Origin of the sequence: Brachybacterium sp. J144 (genome assembly GCF_036321705.1) — a bacterium.
Classification (GTDB): domain Bacteria; phylum Actinomycetota; class Actinomycetes; order Actinomycetales; family Dermabacteraceae; genus Brachybacterium.
Window position 1 is genome coordinate 1 of the sequence record NZ_JAZDCG010000034.1, and the last position, 18,462, is coordinate 18,462.

The following is an 18,462-nucleotide window of genomic DNA, read 5'->3' on the forward strand; positions in this document are numbered from 1 at the left end:
GGCTCTTCGCGGTTCGTGGTGAATGACCCTGCTGTGGCGGGTATTCACGCTACGGTTTTCGCGGCGCTGGTCAGCAGGATACGCATCCGGTAGTTCTCGGCGTTGCGGAAGCCACGGCCGATGCGTTTGATGTTCTTGATGCCGGTGTTCGCGGCCTCGACTCGAGCGGTGGTCGCGCCGGTGACGATGAGGACCTCGATCGCGTCCCACCAGGTCACGACGGTGTCGTAGAGCTTGGTCGCCTCGGGCATATTCGCGATCTGCACGAAGTAGCCCATCCGCATCCGTTCCTCCCAGGCCTGAGCCAGGGTGTCGGTCGCCAATAGGCGACGGAGCTGCTCCTTGATGCCCCAGGCGGCGGAGAGCTCGTCGGTGGGGTCATCGGTGCGGAACACCCTCTCCAACCGCTCCCACGCCCTCGGGGTGAGGGTGTCAGCGCCGCGCAGCAGGAGCATCCGGTGCGCCCAGGCCGGGTCATCCTTCCGACCCCGGCGACCGTGATGGGTGCGGGCTAGGCGTTGCCGCACGGCGGTGACCATGTCGTTCCCGAGCTTGACGAGGTGGAACTTGTCGACCGAGACCGCAGCGCGGGGCAGGTAGGTCCGCAGTGCTTTGCGGAACGCGGCCGAGGGATCGATGGCGACGATCTCGATCCGCTCCCGCCAGTCCTCAGAGCGCTGGGCAAGCCAGTCCCCGACGGCGGTGGAGTCCCGGCCGTCGACGACGCCGAGGACCTGTCCGGTGGTCAGGTCGACCAGGGTCGTCATCCATGGCTCGAACCGTCTCCAGGCACCTTCATCGGTGCGGAACCAGCGCACCGACCGGTAGCGGTGCTCATCGATGCCCAGGCGCGTCACTGGCACGTCCTCGGCGGCGGGGAGGACCACTGCGGCCGCCGCCAGCGCGGACTGGACCAGCCACCACGAGACGCCATGGGCCCGGGCGACCTCGGAGGCAGCCCGGCCCGAGGTGAGCACCGCGGAGACGACCTGATCCCGCAGCCGGGTCGTCGAACGCGCACGGTAAGGGACCTGATCGGTGGCTTCCCAGAACGTGCGCCGGGCGCAGGCCGGCTCGAGGCAGAACCAGCGCCGCTTGGCCCACACCACCTCCACCGCCCCGGCCACGGGGACGTCGCGCACCTTCTGGGACCGGCGGGAGTGGACCTTGGTCGCGAGCACCCCGCAGGACGGACAGCCCGGCGGCTCGATGGATTCGATCACCACTCGACGGCCTCCGTCGGGCAGGTCGATCGCGTCTGTGACGCGGTAATCGGGCAAGTTGAAGATCGTGCTCGCAGCATCACGCTGCGAACCAGTATTCTCGTGCACAGGCTCGTGGTCCTCTGAGGTGTGGATGTCTTGACAACACCCATCACAGCAGGACCACGGGCCGTTCTACGCCAGCGACGCGACGCTCTCCTTCACCACGAACCTTGAAGAGCCGGTGAACCGGGCTCGCCAGCGTCCCGACGGCAGCCTCTCGAGCTGTCCGAACTCGCGGCGGCTCATCGGTCCTCCCGGGGCCAGGGCTCGCGTCGGATCACGGGGCGCAGCGTGCCGGGATCGGTGACCAACGGCGACAGCGGCAGCGGGACCAGCCCGGGACGGGGCGGGTTAGCGCGGTCCAGGGTGCTGTGGCAGCTCGCGCACAGCGGCATGTAGTCCTCGGGGTCGCACGAGTAGCGCAGGCCGGTGCGCTCGCAGGTCTCGGCCTCGAGGGACGGCGGCAGTGCCCACTGAGCAGCGCGGGCAGGGCACAGCTCGCACCGGTAGCCGGCGGCGAGGCCATAGCGCTCCTGGGTGCGGGTGTGTGCGCCCATGTACCCCACGCGCTCGAGGGTCGGCGCACCGCGCCCGTCGGTCGCTCGAGCGCTGGGCGGTCCCAGGCGGCGGCGGGTGAGCAGGTAGTGCCGCCGGCACAGCGCCTGGGTCCGGTAGAGCACGGACGCGCAGCAGTCAGGCCAACGGCACGACACGGCGAGGGCGTAGCGGACTCTGGGGGAAGGGCGTGCCCGGCGCGATCCGTGCGGGGTCGGGCAGCTCTCGAGCCAGTGGACGTGATCGGGGATCATCGGGTCTCTTCCTTCGGAATCTGCTCTGATCTGCAGGGATACTCGGGGTGGCGAGGCGGCTGTCTCGGCCCCCTCGGAAAAGTCGACATGTCGGCTTTTTCTGAGAGCCTGGGGGAGGGAAAAGTCGGGCAGGCGCGGGGTGCCCAGGCGATCGCTCTCAGAAGAACGGACCCCGCCCCCTGGGGCCCTCGCCGCCGGGGGCGGGGGGCTCGGCGCGGCCGGCGAGCCTGTCGAGGCGTCGAGCTCGAGCACGTCGAGCCGCTCGCGCGTGCGCGCGTCGTAAGTTGCGCTGGCACGGAAGGATTGTGAGGTGAGGTTAGGTGCGGTGAGGTAGTGCCTGGGATTTCCGACAGGCAATCCGACACCCAATCCGACACCCAATCCGACAGGCAATCCGACACCCAATCCGACAGGTCCAGCGGCGCACTCATCCGGAGAATCCGACAGGCAATCCGACACCGAATCCGACAGGTCTCTGGACATGGCTCAGGCACCCCCGATCACGTGAGGGGCCAGGGCCAGGCGGTACCGGGCGGGGCGCTGTCCGCCGGCGGGGGTGAGCAGCTCGAGCAGGGGTGCTCGGCCGGCGCGGGGCCCGTGCTCTGTGCCGGGTGGCACCTCGCGGCACAGCTGTGCCATGGCCAGGATGACGGTCTCGCGGGTGAGGCCGCAGAGCATCGCCATGCGCCGATTGCTCACCTCCACTGTCTGGCCGTCGGTGGACAGCAGAGTCAGCACCGTGAGCACCAGGCGTGCGCTCAGCGTGAGGTCGAGGCGGGGGAGCAGGCACAGGGTGCCAGCGGCGGGGCGCTCCCAGTCCACGATGATCGTGTGTGGGGCGTCGAGGGCCGGCAGGGTGAGCCGGTAGGTGGCGCGTGCGCCGTTGCCGGCGCGGGTGACGCGGCGCAGGGCCGGGGTGCTGTAGGGCGCTCGCTCGCGCGGCAGCAACAGTCCACCGATTGCGGTGCTGAGGTCGGCGAGGCTCAGCGAAGTGAACGCGGCGAGGCGGTCGTGTCCCGGCGTCGTGGTCTCTTTGCCGGGGTGCGTGTCCGCGGCGATGCCCACCAGGGCGAGGCGCTGCATGGGGGTGTAGAACGGCAGGTGCGGGGACACGATGCTGAGCCAGGGGCGGGCCCCGTCCACCTCCAACAGGTGGGGGTCACGCTCAGGCGATGCGTCGCGGCCCGCGCTAGGTGCGGGCGTGGTCATCAGGCGATCCGGCCCGCCAGCGGCCCGCTGGTGGCCGGGCAGCTGTGCGCGTCGATCAGCGCGGCGATGTCGGCGGCGCGGTAGGTGAGGCGGCGTCCCATCCTCGCCGGTACGAGGCGCAGCGGCGGGACGGCGTAGGGGTGAGCCCAGGCGTCCAGAGTGGTCGTGCCGATGCGCAGCCAGTGGGCGGCCTCTTGCCGGGTCACACGCGCGCCGGCGGGGAGCCGGTGCACGGGCGTGGCCGGTGCGGTGCCGGTGGCGGTCGCTTCGGCGAGAGCCTCGAGGGCGGCGGCTCGCACCAGCACGCGGCGCTCGCCCAGGCGGACCGTGGGCAGGCGGCCGGCGGCGATCCACCGGTCCAGGGTGGTGACGTGACAGCGGGCGCGCTCAGCGGCGGAGAGCCGGTCGAGCAGCACCAGGTGGTCCGGGATCAGGAACGGGGTGAACGGAACGGAGGGGGTGGGCATCGCAGTGTCTCCCGGCCGCCAGTGGACGGGGAGCGTATGCCGGTGCGAGGTGCGGCCGTGCCTGCTGTCAGGCGGCCATGGGGACAGCGCAGCGCGAGCCGGGCACCGACGATGCGGTGGCCGGGGGCGCGGCAGTGAGAGTCGAGCGCGTCAGCGCCAGCTGAGCGGGTGCGGGCTCAGGGGGGCCGGCCCGGCGGCGCTGGGGTCCGGTGCGAGGTGCGGTCTCGCGCACCTCGAGCAGCTCCGACACGGCGGCGAGGATCAGCACGGAAAGCCAGTACATGGCGCGGGAGTGCCGGACGTTGACGGCAGAGAGTCGGTGCAGGTGCGCGGTGTGGTCGGCCTCGCGCTGGCAGTCCTCCTGCGTCGGCTCGGCGTGACCGGCGAACCACCAGCCAGCGTCAACGTAGCTGGTGCCACCATCGGCGGCGTGGCGGGCAGCAGCACCGCGGTGCTCGGCGGCCAGCAGGCCGTCCCGGCGCTCGAGCACGCGGCGGGGGGCGTCGGGCGGGAGGTGGTCCACGGGCCGGCGCAGGGTCAATCGCAGCCAGGCACGGGGTTCCTGGTCGTCCCGGGGATACGCGACGTGTGCAAGGGCGATCAGGTCCGCGCGCACAGACAGGGGCAGCGTGGCCCACCGGGCGCGAGTCACATCTGAGGCGAGCAGCGCGGCGCGGTCGCGCCAGTGCAGGCGAGTCCACGACGGCGCACCTCGGCGGGGGCGGCGCTCGAGAGCACCGCCCCTCGCGGAGGATCGCACCTGCTGGTCGCTATGCATGCCAGCAGGTTGCCACAAGTGCCGACGGGTCAGCGCTCCCCAACGCGCCGATCACACAACCTCGCACGATTTCCGACATGTCAGATTCTCGCCTCACGCGCTCGCACGGAGCCGGGACGGGGCCGGCAGCGGGGCGCGGCCCACGGCGTCCACCACGGACCACAATTCGTCCACGTCGAGACCCACGTAGCGCTGGGTGACGGTGGGGGAGCCGTGCCCTAGCAGGCGCTGCACGGCGTACAGGTCGCGGCTCGCGCGGTAGACGTTGGTGGCGAACCGGTGGCGCAAGGTGTGCAGGGTGTGGGTCGGCGGCAGTACCTCGGCGGCGAGCTTGCCGACGTGTCGGGCGGTGAGGTGGCCCTCGCCGTCGCGGGCGGGGAACAGGTACCCCTCGGGCAGGGTGGCAAGCAGGCGGCCCAGGTCCTCGGGGACGGGCACGATGCGCTCGCGGGCCCCCTTACCGTGCACGAGCAGCGCCATGCGCCCGTTCCGCTCGCGCAGGTCGCGGGTGTGACAGGCGGCGATCTCGGCGCGGCGTAGTCCCACCTCGGCGGCCAGACGCAGGATCAGCCGGCGGCGGGGGTCGGCGGTGTCGAGGGCGTCGGCCAGGGCATCGTCGGGGATCGGTCGGGGCAGCGGGTGCGGGGTGGCCACCTCGGGCAGCTCGGCGGCGGGCGAGGCGGTGACGTGGCCGGCGAGCAGCGCCCAGCTGTAGAACGCGCGCAGGGTCCCCCGTCGCTGTCGTCGGGTCTCGGGGGCCAGGTCGGCGTCGGCGCTGATGTAGGCGAGCAGGTCGGCCGGCGTGATCTGCCAGGGGTCGGTCTCAGGGTTGTGGCGGGCGAAGCGGGACAGCTCTTGCCGGCGCGTGGTGCGTGTGGTCTCGGGCCGGCCTCGCATGACCTGGTACGCGTCGAACAGCGCCAGCGGCTCGCGCCAACGGGCAGGCACACCGGCTCGAGGCGGGCCGGGCCGGCGGGCGGGGGCGGGGCCGGCGGGGGCGAGGTCGAGCGGGCGCGCGCCGGGCAGCGTGCCGGCGGGGCTCTGCTCGAGGTGGCCGGCGCGCACGGCCCAGCCGTAGAAGGCGCGCAGGGTGGCGCGGCGTGAGCGCCAGGTGGCAGGGGCGATCTGCTCGCGGGCGAGCCAGGCGAGCAGCGCGGCGTGGTCCAGTTCCCAGGGGGCGCGGCGCGGGTGCGCCTCGCGGAGCTGGGCGAGGATCGCGCCGTGCTTGCGCCTCGAGGTCTCAGCGGCGCCGCTGGTCGCCAGGTCGAGGTCGAACAGCAGCAGGTAGTAGCTCCACAGGTCGCGGGGAGCGAGGCGGGCGAGGTCGGCGGGGTGCGGCATGGCGAGGGGTCTCTCAGTGCTCGGGGCGCAGCAGGCGCAGCGGTGACGGGGCGATGGGGGCGGGCGGGGTCGGCAGTGGTGGGCCCTCGAGCACGCCTCGGGGGCATGCCCAGGCGGTGAACGATGCGAGGGCGGCCGGCAGCTGGGCGCGCTCGGCGGGGGTGAGGTCGGCGGCCTCGCCGGCCTCGGCCAGGTCGGCGGCGGTCGCGTCCAGCGGCGAGGGCTCGCCCAGGGCGCGCACGACGGCGAGCAGCACGGCGGGGTGCGGGCTCGGGGCGAGGACCAGGCCGCCGGGGCCCTCGCGCGGGGGCAGGTGAGCGTGGGCGTCGTGGTCCCAGGCGAGCAGGGCGACTAGCCAGGCGTGAGGGAAGGGGGCGGCGTGGCCGGGGCCCTCGAGCAGGACGGCTCGGGGCCGGTGCGGGCCGGTGGGGTGATCGGTCATCAGGGGTGCCTCGCTGTCGTCGGACGGGGTGGGCGATGGGTGGGCAGCTCGCCGCCGGCGGGCAGGGCATCGGCCAGGGCGAGCCGGTACAGGTGCCAGTGGTACAGGTCCAGGCCCAGGGCGTCGAGGGCGGCCAGCAGCTCTCCGGGGCCCGCCCGCTCAGGGCTGAGGTGGGGCAGCTGGTCGGCGACGGCCGCCAGCGCCCGGCAGCGCCGGGCAGCGAGGGCCGGCGCGGTGCCGGCGGCGGCGTATCGGACGGCCAGGCGCTCGCACAGCGCCGTCCAGCTCGGCGCGGTGCTCATGCGGACCGCACCAGGGACAGGTGGGCACGGGAGCGTGCCGGGCGGGGCGAGGGCACGGCCGGGGCGGGGGAGGGCTCGAGCGGCTCGGGCTCACGCTCGGCCGGTGTCAGTGCCGGTGCCGGTGCGGTGGGCAGCGGGGCCGGCGGTGTGGGCTCGGGTCCGGCGGGGGTGGGGGCGGCGAGGGCGTCGAGCTGGTCGGCGATCCATCGGTCACGCTCGGAGCGGGCGTGCTGGTAGATCGCGGCGGCGCGGGTGCTCGAGTGTCCGATGCGGGCCTGTAGCTCGGCCTGGGTCGCCCCGGCGATAGCGGCGAGGGTCGCGCCGGTGTGGCGCAGGTGGTGCCACGTCATGTCCGGCCGTTCGATCCGCTCCCGGGCGGCGCGCAGCACGCGGGAGCGCTCCCCGGAGCGCACCGGCCCGCCGGCGCGAGTGGTGAACACCAGCGCCTCGGCCCCCTCGCCGGTGTGGGCCTCGAGGTGCTCGGCCAGCGTGGCGGCGACCGAAGCGGGCAGGGACACGGTGCGGGCCCCGGCGCGGGTCTTGGGCGGCCCGTAGCTCACGGGGGCACCGGGCATGTCCACCATGGCGCGGCGCACGGTCACGGTCCGGGCGGCAGCGTCCACGTCGGCGCGGCGCAGGGCGAACAGCTCCCCGGGGCGCAGCCCGGACCAGGCGGCGACCAGCACGGCGGCACGGAACCTCGCGGGCACGGCCTCGGCGAGGGCGCTCACCTGCTCGGGGGTCAGCGGCAGCCGCTCGGCGTGCTGCACGGTCGCCGCGCCCTTCACCTTGCAGGGATTGGACGGGATCAGCCCGTCCGCCTCGGCCTGGGCGAGCATGGTCCGCAGCAGCCGGTAGGCCTGGGCGGTGACGGTGCGGCCGGCGCTGTCGTCCACCTGCTCGCCGGGGTGCCCGGGGGAGCCGGCGGCCTGCCAGGCCTCGAGCACGGCGGGGGACAGGCGGCCGGTCGCGGCGACCTCGAGCCCCTCGGCCAGGGCCCAGGCGCGGGCGGGGTGGGCGCGGGAGCGGCGGCGCACCTCGCGCCGGCGGGCGGCCTGCTCGGCGTGAGTGCGGGCCTGCTCGAGGGCGGCCGTGTGCCACTGACGGATCAGCGGCAGGGACAGGGCGGACAGTGGCAGCGGGCCCAGCTCTACGCGGTCCGCACCGGTGCCGACGGCGGGCAGCAGGTACCGGGCGGTGAGGCGGCGGTACAGGTCCAGGGTGCGGGGCCGCAGTGTGGTCGCGGCGGTGCGCAGGTACTCGGCCGCGTAGGCCTCGAGCGTGGTCATCGTCGGCACGACGGGGGCCACGTTGCCGGCGAGCAGCTCGGCGCGGGTGCGGGCGAGGTAGTCGGCCCCCTCGCGGCGCGTGGCGAAGGTGAGCGGGGCGGTGATCCGGCGGCCGTCGGGGCCGGTGAACCGGGCGCGCCAACGGCCGGAGGGGAGCTGGTCGAGCTGTCCGAACTCGCGCCGGGCGGGGCGCTTGGGCGGGGTCATGGCGGGGCCCTCCGTGGGGGTCAGTCCCACGATGTCCCACGGAATCGCCATTCCGGCGTGTCGGCCGGGTGTCCCCGGCCCGGTCACATTGGCTGTGACCAGGCTTTTCACTGTGGAGCGGGTGACGGGAATCGAACCCGCGCTGTCAGCTTGGGAAGCTGAAGTTCTACCATTGAACTACACCCGCGAAAGGCGGTCCCACCTGCGAGGAGATCCTTCTCGAAGGGCTCCGGTCCAGGAGGACGCGTGTCAGCATACCCTCCCGTCGGCGTGCTCCGCGAACCGGGGCCCGGGGGTGGGACGTCCTGTCCGCTCCCGGGGACGGCGGATAGGCTGGGTGCCGTGCTGCTGAGCGACCGAGACATCCGTGCCGAGATCGAGGCCGGGCGCGTGCGCCTGGATCCCTTCGAGGAGGAGATGGTCCAACCCGCGTCCGTCGACGTGCGGATCGACCGCTTCTTCCGCCTGTTCGACAACCACAAGCACGCGATGATCGATCCCGCCGTGGAGCAGGCCGACCTGACGCGCGAGGTCGCCGTCGCGCCGGACGACGCGTACATGCTCCATCCGGGCGAGTTCGTGCTCGCCTCGACCTATGAGCAGATCTGCCTGCCCGATGACATCGCGGCGCGCCTCGAGGGCAAGAGCTCCCTGGGCCGCCTGGGCCTGCTCACCCATTCGACGGCGGGGTTCATCGATCCCGGGTTCCGCGGCCACATCACCCTCGAGCTGTCGAACATGGCCACGCTCCCGGTCGCCCTCTGGCCCGGGATGAAGATCGGCCAGCTGTGCTTCTTCCGACTCTCGAGCCCGGCCGAGCGCCCCTACGGCAGCGAGGGCAACCTCAACCGCTACCTGGGTCAGCGGGGGCCGACCCCCTCGCGCTCAGCCCAGAACTTCCATCGCACCCGGATCCCCGTGGAGGACGGACAGTGACCCCCGCCGACGCCGCCCCGGCCCTCGTCGATCAGCGCACCCGGCATCGCCTGCAGCTTCCCCGCGACACCGCTCAGCAGGACGTCCTGCTGATGGTGCGCAACGTGCGCCCCGACGCCGAGCTCGACGACGAGGGAGCGATCGACCTGGGGGAGGGGGCCCGCCTGGTGCCCGACCGCTCACCGCGCGGGGCCGGCCGCTGGACCCTGGACACGCCGCGGGTGCGCGAGGAGGCCGACGGGGAGCAGCTCGGCGACTCCCACGGCTACGGCCGCGCCTTCCCGGACGGTCTCCCCTTCGGGCCCGAGCGCCGTGCCCTCGACCTCGCCTGGTCCCTCGGTCGCCGGCTCTACGGCGCGGTCGTGACCGACGGCGGCACCCGCCTCGAGCCGCATCCCTTCTCCGTCCGTGACCTCACCGTCGTGAGCACGCACGCCCTCGCCCCCGAGTCCTTCGCCCAGCTGCTGGCGCCGCTCGAGCCCGAGGCCGAGCTGGACCGCGCCCCGGAGGACTCCCCCCGCGCGGGCTACAGCCTGACCGTGCCGCTCGAGGCGGGGGACCGGCTGGAGATCCGCGTCGGCCGCGGCGGCCGGCACAGCGCCCTCGCCGCGATCAGCTGGCAGGAGCAGGCCGTCGACTACGAGCTGGTGCACCTCCCCGCCGACGACGAGGAGGACGCCCTCGAGGCCCCGGACGCCGAGACCGCCGCGCGGTGGTCCGCCGCGTACCGGCGCATCGGGCTGATCGCCGGGCTGCTCGTGGAGACCGTCGGCGGCTACGTGCTGGATCTCGAGGGCTTCCTGGTGGACCCGGCAGATCTCGCCTGATCCCGCCTGATCCCGCCCCGCTGACGCTTCGCCAGCGCGGCGCCCTCGCCGCAGGCGCGCCCCGCCGCGGCGCCGCTCAGGCTCCCGCGGCGGGCCGTCCTGCGGCTCCCAGACGGATCGGCAGGAAGGCCACGAGCCCGATCGCCATCACCAGCACGATGCCGAGGATGCCGGTGCGGGTGTCCTGGAAGACGGCGACCGTGATCGCGAAGGCGGCGGTGCCGAGGAAGCCGAGCGCCCGGCCGGTGGTCGCGTAGAGGCCGAAGTTCTCGGTCTCGCGGCCCGGCAGGGAGAGGCGGGTGAGCAGGTTCCGCGAGGCGGACTGCACGGGGCCGACGAAGAGGCAGATCGCCAGGCCCGCGGCCCAGAACACGACGGTCGCGGAGAAGGCCAGCACCACCAGCCCCAGCACGATGATGCCGAGGCAGCCGGCGATGATCACCGGCCGTGGCCCCACCCGGTCGTCGAGGCGTCCGCCGAGGAACACCCCGACGCCGGCGACCAGGTTCGCGGCGATGCCGAAGATGATCACCTCGGTCGTGGAGAACCCGTAGGCGTTCGCGGCGAGGACGCCCGCGATCGAGAAGACGGCGCCGAGCCCGTCGCGGTAGATCGCGGAGGCCACCAGGTACTGCAGCATCACCGGCTCCTCCTTCACGGCCCGGATCACGCGGCGGATGATGCTCGCGTAGCCCTGCCAGGGGGTCCACCGCTGCTCGGGGGCGGTGGCGGGGTGCCGCGGCGCCCAGATCATCAGCGGCAGGGTGCCGATCAGGATCCAGGCGGCGACGAAGAGCGGGATGGCGCGCAGGTTCCAGCCGTCCTCGGCCGGGAGGCCGAGCACCCCGGTGCCCGGCATCACGAAGAGCACCAGCACGAGCGCGAGGCACACGATCGAGCCCCAGTAGCCGACCGCCCAGGCGGTCCCCGAGACCCGGCCGCGATTCTCCGGGGTCGAGATCTCGGGCAGCACCGAGTTCACGAACACCCCGGCGAGCTCGCTGAACACCACGGCGAGGGCGATCAGCACCGCGCCCAGGACCAGGAAATCGCGGTCCAGGGCCACCAGCGGCATGAGCGCGACGACCGCGACGGTGCCGAGGGTGGTGATGCGCAGCAGTGCGTTGCGGGCGCCGCCGCGGTCGGCGAGGTTGCCGAGCAGCGGGGCGAGCAGGGCGATGGCGATCGCCCCGATCGACTGCCAGGTCGTCAGCACCTGCGATCCGTGGTCCTGGGCGGCCTTCCGGGCCGCGTCGCCGACGACGCCCTCGGCGGCGACGCCGCTCGCGACATAGGTGGCGAAGACGAAGGTGAGGATCACGGAGCTGAAGGCGGACATGCCGCCGTCCCAGGCCGAGAAGGAGGCGACGGCGCGGCGCATCTCGCGGGGGGAGAAGCGGGCGGAGAGCGGGGTCCCGGGGTCGGCCGGGGCCGAGGAGGTGGCCATGGGGTCACTGTACGGAGCGCCGGGGGTGAAGAGTCCAGTGGAGTCCAGGCGAGTCCAGTGGAGCCCGGAGGAGTCCAGGTGGACACAGATTCGGCGAGGGTCGGTCCCGTAGAATGGTCGAGGCCCCTTTCCCCACGCCCGCCGGACGGAGACCGCATGCTGTCGATGCTCCTCGCCCACCTAGCGGCGGCTCTTCTCGGGCCGTGGTTGGTGCGGACGATGGGGCGCAATGCGTTCTACCCCTTGGCCCTGGTGCCGGCGGGCTCCGCGATCTGGCTCGCGACGATCGACCCGCGCGCCCTCGCCGCGGCACCCGTCGAGGTCTCCGTCCCGTGGATCCCCGCTTTCGGGGTCGACCTCGCCCTCCGCCTGGACCCGCTGAGCTGGGTGATGGCGCTGATCGCCACCGGGATCGGCGCGATCGTGCTGTTGTACTGCGCGCGCTACTTCTCGGACACCGAACCGGGGCTGGGCCGCTTCGCGGGCGTGCTCACCGCCTTCGCCGGTGCGATGCTGGGGCTGGTCCTCGCCGACGACGCGATGGTGCTGTTCACCTTCTGGGAGCTCACCACCGTCTTCTCCTACCTGCTGATCGGTCACTACCAGGACAAGCAGGCCGCCCGCCGCGCCGCGATGAACGCGCTGGTCTCGACCACCGCGGGCGGCCTGTCGATGCTCGTGGGCCTGCTGATGATGGCGAGCTCGGCCGGCTCGATGCGGCTCTCCGACATCGTGGCGGACCCGATGTGGGCGCAGGCGGATCCCTTCCTGATCACGGCCATGCTGCTCGTGCTGGTCGGGGCGCTGAGCAAATCCGCGATCGTCCCCACCCACTTCTGGCTCCCCGGGGCGATGGCGGCGCCGACCCCCGTCTCCGCCTACCTGCACGCCGCCGCGATGGTGAAGGCGGGCGTCTACCTGATCCTGCGCTCGGCCCCCGCGCTCTCGCATCTCGAGACGATCAGCATCCTCCTGGCCGTGCTCGGCGCCGCGACGATGCTGCTCGGCGGCTGGCGCGCCCTCCGCCAGACCGACATCAAGCTGCTGCTCGCCTACGGCACCGTCTCCCAGCTCGGCTTCCTCACCGCGATCTCCGGGCTCGCGACCGAGGACGCCGTCCTCGCCGGGATCTCGATGCTCCTCGCCCACGCAGTGTTCAAGGCCCCGCTGTTCATGGTCGTCGGCATCATCGACAAGAAGTTCGGCACCCGCGACCTGCGCGTGCTGCAGGACGTCGGCCGGGTCGCCCCCGTCGTCGCGCTCATCGGCACGGTCTCGGCGGCGTCGATGGCGGCGATCCCCCCGCTGTTCGGCTTCGTCGCCAAGGAAGCGCTCTACTCGGCGCTCTGGTACGGGGAGACGTGGCATCGCATCCTGCTGATCGCCCTGGTCGCCGGGTCGGTCCTCACCGTCGCCTACTCGTGGCGCTTCGTGAAGGGCGCCTTCGGCCCCGCACCCGGTGCGCCGCCGTTGCCGCGCCCCACGATCCCCGTGCTCTTCTGGGCACCGCCCGCCGCGGTGGCCGTGCTGTCCATCGCGCTGGTGGCCGTGCTCGGGCCGCTCGAGGAGGTCCTCCGGGGCGTCTCCGCGGGGCTGCCGCCGAGCGAGGAGGGCATCCACCTGGTGGTCCTCCCGCATCTCGGGGTGCCGCTGCTGGCCTCCGCGGTGACGCTCGGGGTCGGTGCGCTGCTGGCATCGCGGATGCGCTGGCTGAACACCCTGCAGAAGCGCGTCTCGCCCCAGCGCTGGGCCCGTGAGGAGCTGCAGGACTGGCTCGACGCGGAGCGCCTGTTCCGCAAGCTGATGCGCGCGACCGACCTGCTCGCGATCGCGGTCACGCCGCTGTTCCAGCGCGGCTCCCTGCCCTACACCCTGGGCACGATGCTGCTGGTGCTGATCGCCCTGGTCGGCCCGGTGGCGCTGGTCGGCGCCCCGGTCCCGGACAACCTGGTGCTGATGCAGCACCCGATCGAGCTGCTCGTGCTGCCGGTGGTGGCGCTCGCCGCGATCGGCGCCGCCCGCTCCCGTCGACGGCTGCGCGCGGTCTTCCTGATCTCCGTGTCCGGCTACGGCATCGCCCTGCTCTTCCTCGTCGCGGGCGCGCCCGATGTCGCGACCACGCAGGTGCTCGTGGAGACCGCGATGACGGTCGTGCTGGTGCTCGTGCTGCGGCGCCTGCCGCTGCACTTCTCGCGGCGGCCGCTGCGGATCGGCGCCTGGGGACGCTGGGGGATCGCGATCTCGACCGCCGTGGTGCTGTGCGGCGCCGTGCTCTACGCGGCCGACGCGCGGTCCACCGACCCGCTCGGCCCCTCGCTGATCGAGCCCGCCTACGAGATCGGCGGCGGCCACAACGTCGTCAACGTCGCGCTGGTCGACGCGCGCGTCTGGGACACGATGGGCGAGATCTCGGTGCTGCTGGTGGTCGCCACCGGTGTCGCCTCGCTCATCTTCGTCACCCGTCGCGAACAGGGCATCTCGCGGGTCCGCGACCTCTCGGAGCGTCCCTCGATCTGGCGCCGCCGCGCCGATCCGGCGCTGCCGCAGAACGCGCTCGACTTCGACGCGCGCCCCGACGAGGTCGCGGGCGGCAACCGCTGGCGCACCTGGCTCTCGGCCGGGCTGACCCTCGCGCCCGAGCGGCGCATGGTGATCCTCGAGGTGGTCACCCGCATCGCCTTCCCGATGACGATGATGTTCTCGCTGTACCTGCTCATGGCCGGGCACAACCATCCCGGCGGCGGCTTCGCGGGCGGCCTGGTGGCCGGGCTCGCGCTCGCCCTGCGCTACATCGCCGGTGGCCGCTACGAGCTGTCCGAGGCGATGCCCGTGCAGGCCGGCTTCGTGCTCGGCAGCGGCATGGCGATCGCGGTCGTGGCCGGGGTGCTGCCGCTCCTGTTCGGCGGGACGATCTTCGCGACCGCTACCCCGGTGGTGGACGTGCCCCTGCTGGGCGAGCTGCACTTCCCGAGCGCGCTCCTGTTCGACGTGGGCGTCTACCTCGTGGTGGTGGGCGTGATGCTCGACTTCCTGCGCTCGCTCGGCGCCCAGATCGACCAGCACCAGGAGGCCGATCTCGATGCCCGTTAGTCTGCTGCTCCTGCTCACCGCGGGGATCCTCATCGCCTGCGGCGTGTACCTGGTGCTCGAGCGCACCCTCTCCAGGGTGATCCTCGGCTTCGTGCTGCTTGGCAACGGGGTGAACGTCCTGTTCATCGTCGCCGCCGGGCGGCAGGGCCTGCCGCCCTTCGAGGGCACGGGGGATCCCGCGGAGATGACCGATCCGCTGCCCTTCGCGATGGTGCTCACGGCGATCGTGATCGCGCTCGGCATCACGGCCTTCGGCGTCGCCCTGTCCTATCGCGCCTGGCAGCTGTTCGGCCACGACGAGGTCCCCGACGACGTCGAGGACCGCCGCGTGCTGCGCCGCCGTCGCCGTCGGTCGGAGGACGTCGAGGACCTGCCCTGGTCGCAGGCGCTCTCCGAGGAGACCCGCCGCGGCGCGCTGATGCACTCCCAGGGGCTCGGCGCGGAGGGCTCCGACGCTCTCGGCTCCGACCTCAGCAGCGCCGAGGACGTCCCGCAGGACCACACCGAGGCCGACGAGGGGGAGCCGAGCTCCCGGAGGGCTGCGCTGCGCCGCCGCCGCGACCAGCGGCACGGGGCGGCCGACGCCCCCGGCACCGCCCGCGCCTCCGACACCCCGCCCGCCCCCGACGTCCCCGAGGAGGATTCCTGAGCATGGAGCTCCTCCTGGCCCTTCCCGTGATGCTGCCGCTCGGCGGCGCCGCGGTGACCCTGCTGCTGCGCCACCACGCGCGCGTGCAGCTGTGGCTGACGATCCTCACCCTCGGCGCGATCCTCGCGGTCTCCCTCGTCGTGGGCTACCACGTCTCCGAGGTGGGCGGGGTGATGGTGCTGCAGATCGGCAACTGGACCCCGCAGCTGGGCATCGTGCTGGTCGCCGACCGGCTCACCGCGATGATGCTCGTGGTCTCGAGCGTGGTCACCCTCGCGGTGCTGGTCTACTCGAGCGCGCAGGCGGTCTCCGAGTCCTCGGAGCGGACCCCGGTCGCCATCTACCACCCCACCTACCTGACGCTCGTGGCCGGGGTGTCGATGGCCTTCCTCGCGGGCGATCTGTTCAACCTCTACGTCGGCTTCGAGGTGCTGCTGGCCTCGAGCTACGTGCTGCTCACCCTCGGCGGCTCGGCGAGCCGGATCCGCGCGGCGACCACCTACGTGATCGTCTCCCTGCTCAGCTCGGTGATCTTCCTGGCCGCCATCGCGGCGGTGTACACCGCGGTGGGCACCGTGAACCTGGCCGAGCTCGCGGTGCGGCTGGACGGCCTGGAGTCCGGCACCCGGATGATCCTCGAGCTGATGCTGCTGGTGGCCTTCGCAATCAAGGCCGCGATCTTCCCGCTGAGCGCCTGGCTGCCGGACTCGTACCCGACCGCCCCCGCCCCGGTGACCGCGGTCTTCGCGGGCCTGCTCACCAAGGTCGGCATCTACGCGATTCTGCGCCTGGAGACGCTGCTCTTCCCCGCCTCGCAGATCTCGAACCTGCTGCTCGCCGCGGCGGGGCTGAGCCTGTTCATCGGGATCCTGGGCGCGGTCGCGCAGACCGACCTCAAGCGCGTCCTCTCCTTCACCCTCGTCTCGCACATGGGTTACATGCTGTTCGGTCTGGGCATGGTCACCCAGACCGGCATGGCGGCGACGATCTACTACGTCGCCCACCACATCACCGTGCAGTCCACGCTCTTCCTCGCCGCGGGCCTGATCGAGCACCGCGGCGGGACCACGAACCTCATCAAGCTGGGCGGTCTGGCGAAGCTCGCCCCGGTGATCGCGGTGCTCTTCTTCATCCCGGCGATGAACCTCGCGGGCATCCCGCCCTTCTCGGGCTTCATCGGGAAGGTCGGGCTGATTGAGGCCGGCATCTCCTTCGACACCGCCGCGGGATGGATGCTCATCGCCGTCAGCGTGATCACGAGCCTGCTGACCCTCTACGCGATCGCGAAGATCTGGAACCGCGCCTTCTGGCAGGAGCCCGATCAGGAGATCGTCGAGCGCGACGTGCCGATCCCGCGCGTGATGCTCGGCGCCACCGGCGCGATGATCGGCTTCTCCCTGCTGCTGACCGTGCTGGCCGGGCCGATCATGGACTACGCCGACGAGGCGGCGCACGCGGTGCTGCAGCGCTCCCCGTACGTCTCGGCGGTGCTCGGCGACGAGGCGGCGGGGGAGCTGGTCTACCGGATCGACGACCAGGGGCAGCGGGTGGAGGAACGATGAGCCGGCGACTGGACGAGCTGCGCCGCTCCTGGTTGTGGATCCTGGCGGCGGTCCTGCTGTGGTGCCTCCTGTGGGGGGCCGTCGACCTGCGCACCCTGCTCGGCGGGGCCCTCGCGGCGATCTTCGTCTTCTGGCTGTTCCCGATGCCGCCGATGGGCCACGAGCTGACCGTCCGCCCGCTCTCGGCGGTCCACTTCCTGGTGCGCTTCCTCGTCGACCTGTGCGTCTCCGCGGTGCAGGTCGGCTGGTACGCGATCCGCCCGGCGCCCACGCCACCGGGCTCGGTGATCGCCGTGCAGCTCGCCTCGCGCTCCGACTTCTTCCTGACCATGACCGGGATCCTGTGCACCCTGGTACCCGGCTCGGTGGTGGTCGAGGCGCAGCGCGCCACCGGCATGCTGTTCCTGCACACGATCGGCCCGGGCACCGCCGAGGAGGTCGAGGCGGCGCGCGCTGACGTCCTCGCCCAGGAGGAGCGCCTGCTGCGCGCTTTCGCGCGCCGGGAGCTGCTCGAAGAGGCCGGTCTGCGATGAGCCCCTTCGAGATTCTGCTGCTGGTGTGCGGGGCGGTCCTCGCCCTCTCCTCGCTCGTGGTCGTCTACCGCATGATCGTGGGGCCGACGATCCTCGACCGCGCGGTGTCCACGGACACCTTCGTGGTGCTGCTGGTGCTCGGGATCGCCCTCTACACCGCGGAGGCGCGGGCATCCTGGGCGGGACCGGCGATGCTGACCCTGACGGGGCTGGCCTTCATCGGCACCGTGACCTTCGCCCGCTTCGTGGCCCGCGAGGACACGCTGCAGGGTCGGCATCTGCAGTCCGAGGAGCCGGACACCGTCACCGCCGAGCACGAGGTGATCCATGACGTCAGCGGGGACGGCGACCCGGGTCCGTCCTCGTCTCGCGCGGGAGCCGCGGGGCCCGGCGCGGCCTCCGGCGCCTCGTCCGCGAACACCGTCCCGACCGACCACGACGTCGAGCCGAGCGGCTTCGGCGGCGATGGCGCGGACCGCGGGTTCGAGGCGTTCGGGTCCGAGGACGACGAGCAGGACGATCGCGCCCGCCGCGCCGATGACCCGATGGGGGCCGACGGGTCCGCGGAGGACGCGCACGACGCGCAGGACGAGGACTTCGGAGCGGGCGACGGCTCGTTCGGGGCCGCGGACGAGGGAGGTCGAGGATGAGCGTCGCCGAGATCGTGGCATCGATCCTGATCGGGCTCGGGGTGCTGCTCGCGGTGCTCGCCGCGATCGGGCTGAACCGTTTCCAGGGGGTGCTGATGCGCCTGCACGCCGCGTCGAAGCCGCAGACCCTCGGGCTGATCCTGGTGTTCTCCGGCGTCTCGATCGCGACGGGCTCCTGGACCCTCGCGGCGCTCTTCCTCGCCGTGCTCCTCGCGCAGATGCTGACCGTCCCGGTCGCGAGCGTGATGGTGGGCCGGGCGGCCTTCCGGCGCGGCTTCGTGCGCGGCGGCGACTACGCGATCGACGAGCTCACCCCGCGGCTGGCCGCAGCGGGCGACGACGATGACGACGAGGACGGCTTCGTCGACGAGTCCGGGGACGACCACGAGGGCCTGGCGGGGGAGGGCGCCGAGCGGTTCCCGGAGAACGTCGTGGTCGCCGAGCACGAGGATGCTCTCATCGACCCCAACTGGGAGGAGCCGGAGGCCGGCGCCGAGGAGGTCGAGGACGAGGAGATCCTCGACATCGACCTCGACGACGAGACCGAGCGCGAGGCCGAGCAGGTCGCCGAGCGCGACGAGCGGCACTGAGCCGAATCCCGCCGAACGGAGGACCCGGCCGTCCGCCAGGCGTCCCGCCCGCCCGGCCGCCAGGCGACC

General features: G+C 72.8%; 18 protein-coding genes and 1 tRNA gene. 8 read left to right on the top strand and 11 right to left on the bottom strand.

Features of this window, described 5'->3' with window-relative positions; all coding sequences use genetic code 11:
• Nucleotides 1-44: 44 nt before the first annotated feature.
• The 10 genes from V1260_RS13375 to V1260_RS13420 form a co-directional block, all read right to left on the bottom strand.
• The gene (locus V1260_RS13375; protein ID WP_329746494.1) at nt 45-1,331 is read right to left on the bottom strand and encodes an ISL3 family transposase; all 1,287 of its coding nucleotides are present in this window, start codon (nt 1,329-1,331) and stop codon (nt 45-47) included.
• A 176-nt stretch (nt 1,332-1,507) separates the two neighbouring features.
• Nucleotides 1,508-1,945, bottom strand: coding sequence for a hypothetical protein (locus V1260_RS13380; RefSeq protein ID WP_329747323.1), 438 nt, complete (start codon nt 1,943-1,945; stop codon nt 1,508-1,510).
• 615 nt (nt 1,946-2,560) lie between these two features.
• On the bottom strand, nt 2,561-3,187 hold the full coding sequence (locus V1260_RS13385; protein ID WP_329747324.1) for a hypothetical protein: 627 nt from the start codon (nt 3,185-3,187) through the stop codon (nt 2,561-2,563).
• A 95-nt stretch (nt 3,188-3,282) separates the two neighbouring features.
• Nucleotides 3,283-3,750: a helix-turn-helix domain-containing protein gene (locus V1260_RS13390; RefSeq protein WP_329747325.1), complete on the bottom strand. Its 468-nt coding sequence runs from the start codon at nt 3,748-3,750 to the stop codon at nt 3,283-3,285.
• Nucleotides 3,751-3,817: 67 nt separating this feature from the next.
• The gene (locus V1260_RS13395) at nt 3,818-4,273 is read right to left on the bottom strand and encodes a hypothetical protein (protein WP_329747326.1); all 456 of its coding nucleotides are present in this window, start codon (nt 4,271-4,273) and stop codon (nt 3,818-3,820) included.
• A gap of 348 nt (nt 4,274-4,621) precedes the next feature.
• On the bottom strand, nt 4,622-5,869 hold the full coding sequence (locus V1260_RS13400; protein ID WP_329747327.1) for a tyrosine-type recombinase/integrase: 1,248 nt from the start codon (nt 5,867-5,869) through the stop codon (nt 4,622-4,624).
• Between the two features lie 13 nt (nt 5,870-5,882).
• Nucleotides 5,883-6,311: a hypothetical protein gene (locus tag V1260_RS13405; protein WP_329747328.1), complete on the bottom strand. Its 429-nt coding sequence runs from the start codon at nt 6,309-6,311 to the stop codon at nt 5,883-5,885.
• Entirely contained in the window at nt 6,311-6,613 is a 303-nt protein-coding gene (locus tag V1260_RS13410; protein WP_329747329.1) for a hypothetical protein, read from the bottom strand. The genes V1260_RS13405 and V1260_RS13410 overlap by 1 nt, the downstream gene beginning before the upstream one ends.
• The gene (locus V1260_RS13415; protein ID WP_329747330.1) at nt 6,610-8,109 is read right to left on the bottom strand and encodes a site-specific integrase; all 1,500 of its coding nucleotides are present in this window, start codon (nt 8,107-8,109) and stop codon (nt 6,610-6,612) included. Before V1260_RS13415 ends, V1260_RS13410 begins: the two co-directional genes overlap by 4 nt.
• A 113-nt stretch (nt 8,110-8,222) precedes the next feature.
• Nucleotides 8,223-8,296 (bottom strand) — tRNA-Gly (locus tag V1260_RS13420).
• A gap of 155 nt (nt 8,297-8,451) precedes the next feature.
• Here V1260_RS13420 and dcd point away from each other — a divergent pair.
• The gene (gene dcd / locus V1260_RS13425; RefSeq protein WP_329747331.1) at nt 8,452-9,045 is read left to right on the top strand and encodes a dCTP deaminase; all 594 of its coding nucleotides are present in this window, start codon (nt 8,452-8,454) and stop codon (nt 9,043-9,045) included.
• A complete protein-coding gene (locus V1260_RS13430) occupies nt 9,042-9,872 on the top strand; it encodes a hypothetical protein (RefSeq protein WP_329747332.1) in 831 nt (276 codons plus the stop codon). The genes dcd and V1260_RS13430 overlap by 4 nt, the downstream gene beginning before the upstream one ends.
• Before the next feature lie 76 nt (nt 9,873-9,948).
• Here V1260_RS13430 and V1260_RS13435 read toward each other — a convergent pair whose 3' ends face one another.
• Nucleotides 9,949-11,319, bottom strand: coding sequence for an MFS transporter (locus V1260_RS13435; RefSeq protein ID WP_329747333.1), 1,371 nt, complete (start codon nt 11,317-11,319; stop codon nt 9,949-9,951).
• Nucleotides 11,320-11,475: 156 nt separating this feature from the next.
• Between V1260_RS13435 and V1260_RS13440 the strand changes: the two genes are divergently transcribed.
• The 6 genes from V1260_RS13440 to mnhG are packed head-to-tail and all read left to right on the top strand — an operon-like array spanning nt 11,476 to nt 18,393.
• Nucleotides 11,476-14,409 carry a Na+/H+ antiporter subunit A gene (locus tag V1260_RS13440; protein WP_329747334.1) on the top strand — a complete coding sequence of 978 codons (2,934 nt, stop codon included), beginning with the start codon at nt 11,476-11,478 and terminating at the stop codon, nt 14,407-14,409.
• A complete protein-coding gene (locus tag V1260_RS13445; protein ID WP_329747335.1) occupies nt 14,399-15,058 on the top strand; it encodes a Na(+)/H(+) antiporter subunit C in 660 nt (219 codons plus the stop codon). Before V1260_RS13440 ends, V1260_RS13445 begins: the two co-directional genes overlap by 11 nt.
• 2 nt (nt 15,059-15,060) lie before the next feature.
• Nucleotides 15,061-16,620: a Na+/H+ antiporter subunit D gene (locus V1260_RS13450; protein WP_329747336.1), complete on the top strand. Its 1,560-nt coding sequence runs from the start codon at nt 15,061-15,063 to the stop codon at nt 16,618-16,620.
• Nucleotides 16,617-17,153 carry a Na+/H+ antiporter subunit E gene (locus tag V1260_RS13455; RefSeq protein WP_329747337.1) on the top strand — a complete coding sequence of 179 codons (537 nt, stop codon included), beginning with the start codon at nt 16,617-16,619 and terminating at the stop codon, nt 17,151-17,153. Before V1260_RS13450 ends, V1260_RS13455 begins: the two co-directional genes overlap by 4 nt.
• Nucleotides 17,150-17,803 carry a monovalent cation/H+ antiporter complex subunit F gene (locus tag V1260_RS13460; RefSeq protein WP_329747338.1) on the top strand — a complete coding sequence of 218 codons (654 nt, stop codon included), beginning with the start codon at nt 17,150-17,152 and terminating at the stop codon, nt 17,801-17,803. Before V1260_RS13455 ends, V1260_RS13460 begins: the two co-directional genes overlap by 4 nt.
• Nucleotides 17,800-18,393 (top strand): monovalent cation/H(+) antiporter subunit G, encoded by a 594-nt coding sequence (mnhG, locus tag V1260_RS13465; RefSeq protein ID WP_329747339.1) that lies wholly within the window; start codon nt 17,800-17,802, stop codon nt 18,391-18,393. Before V1260_RS13460 ends, mnhG begins: the two co-directional genes overlap by 4 nt.
• Nucleotides 18,394-18,462: the final 69 nt, after the last annotated feature.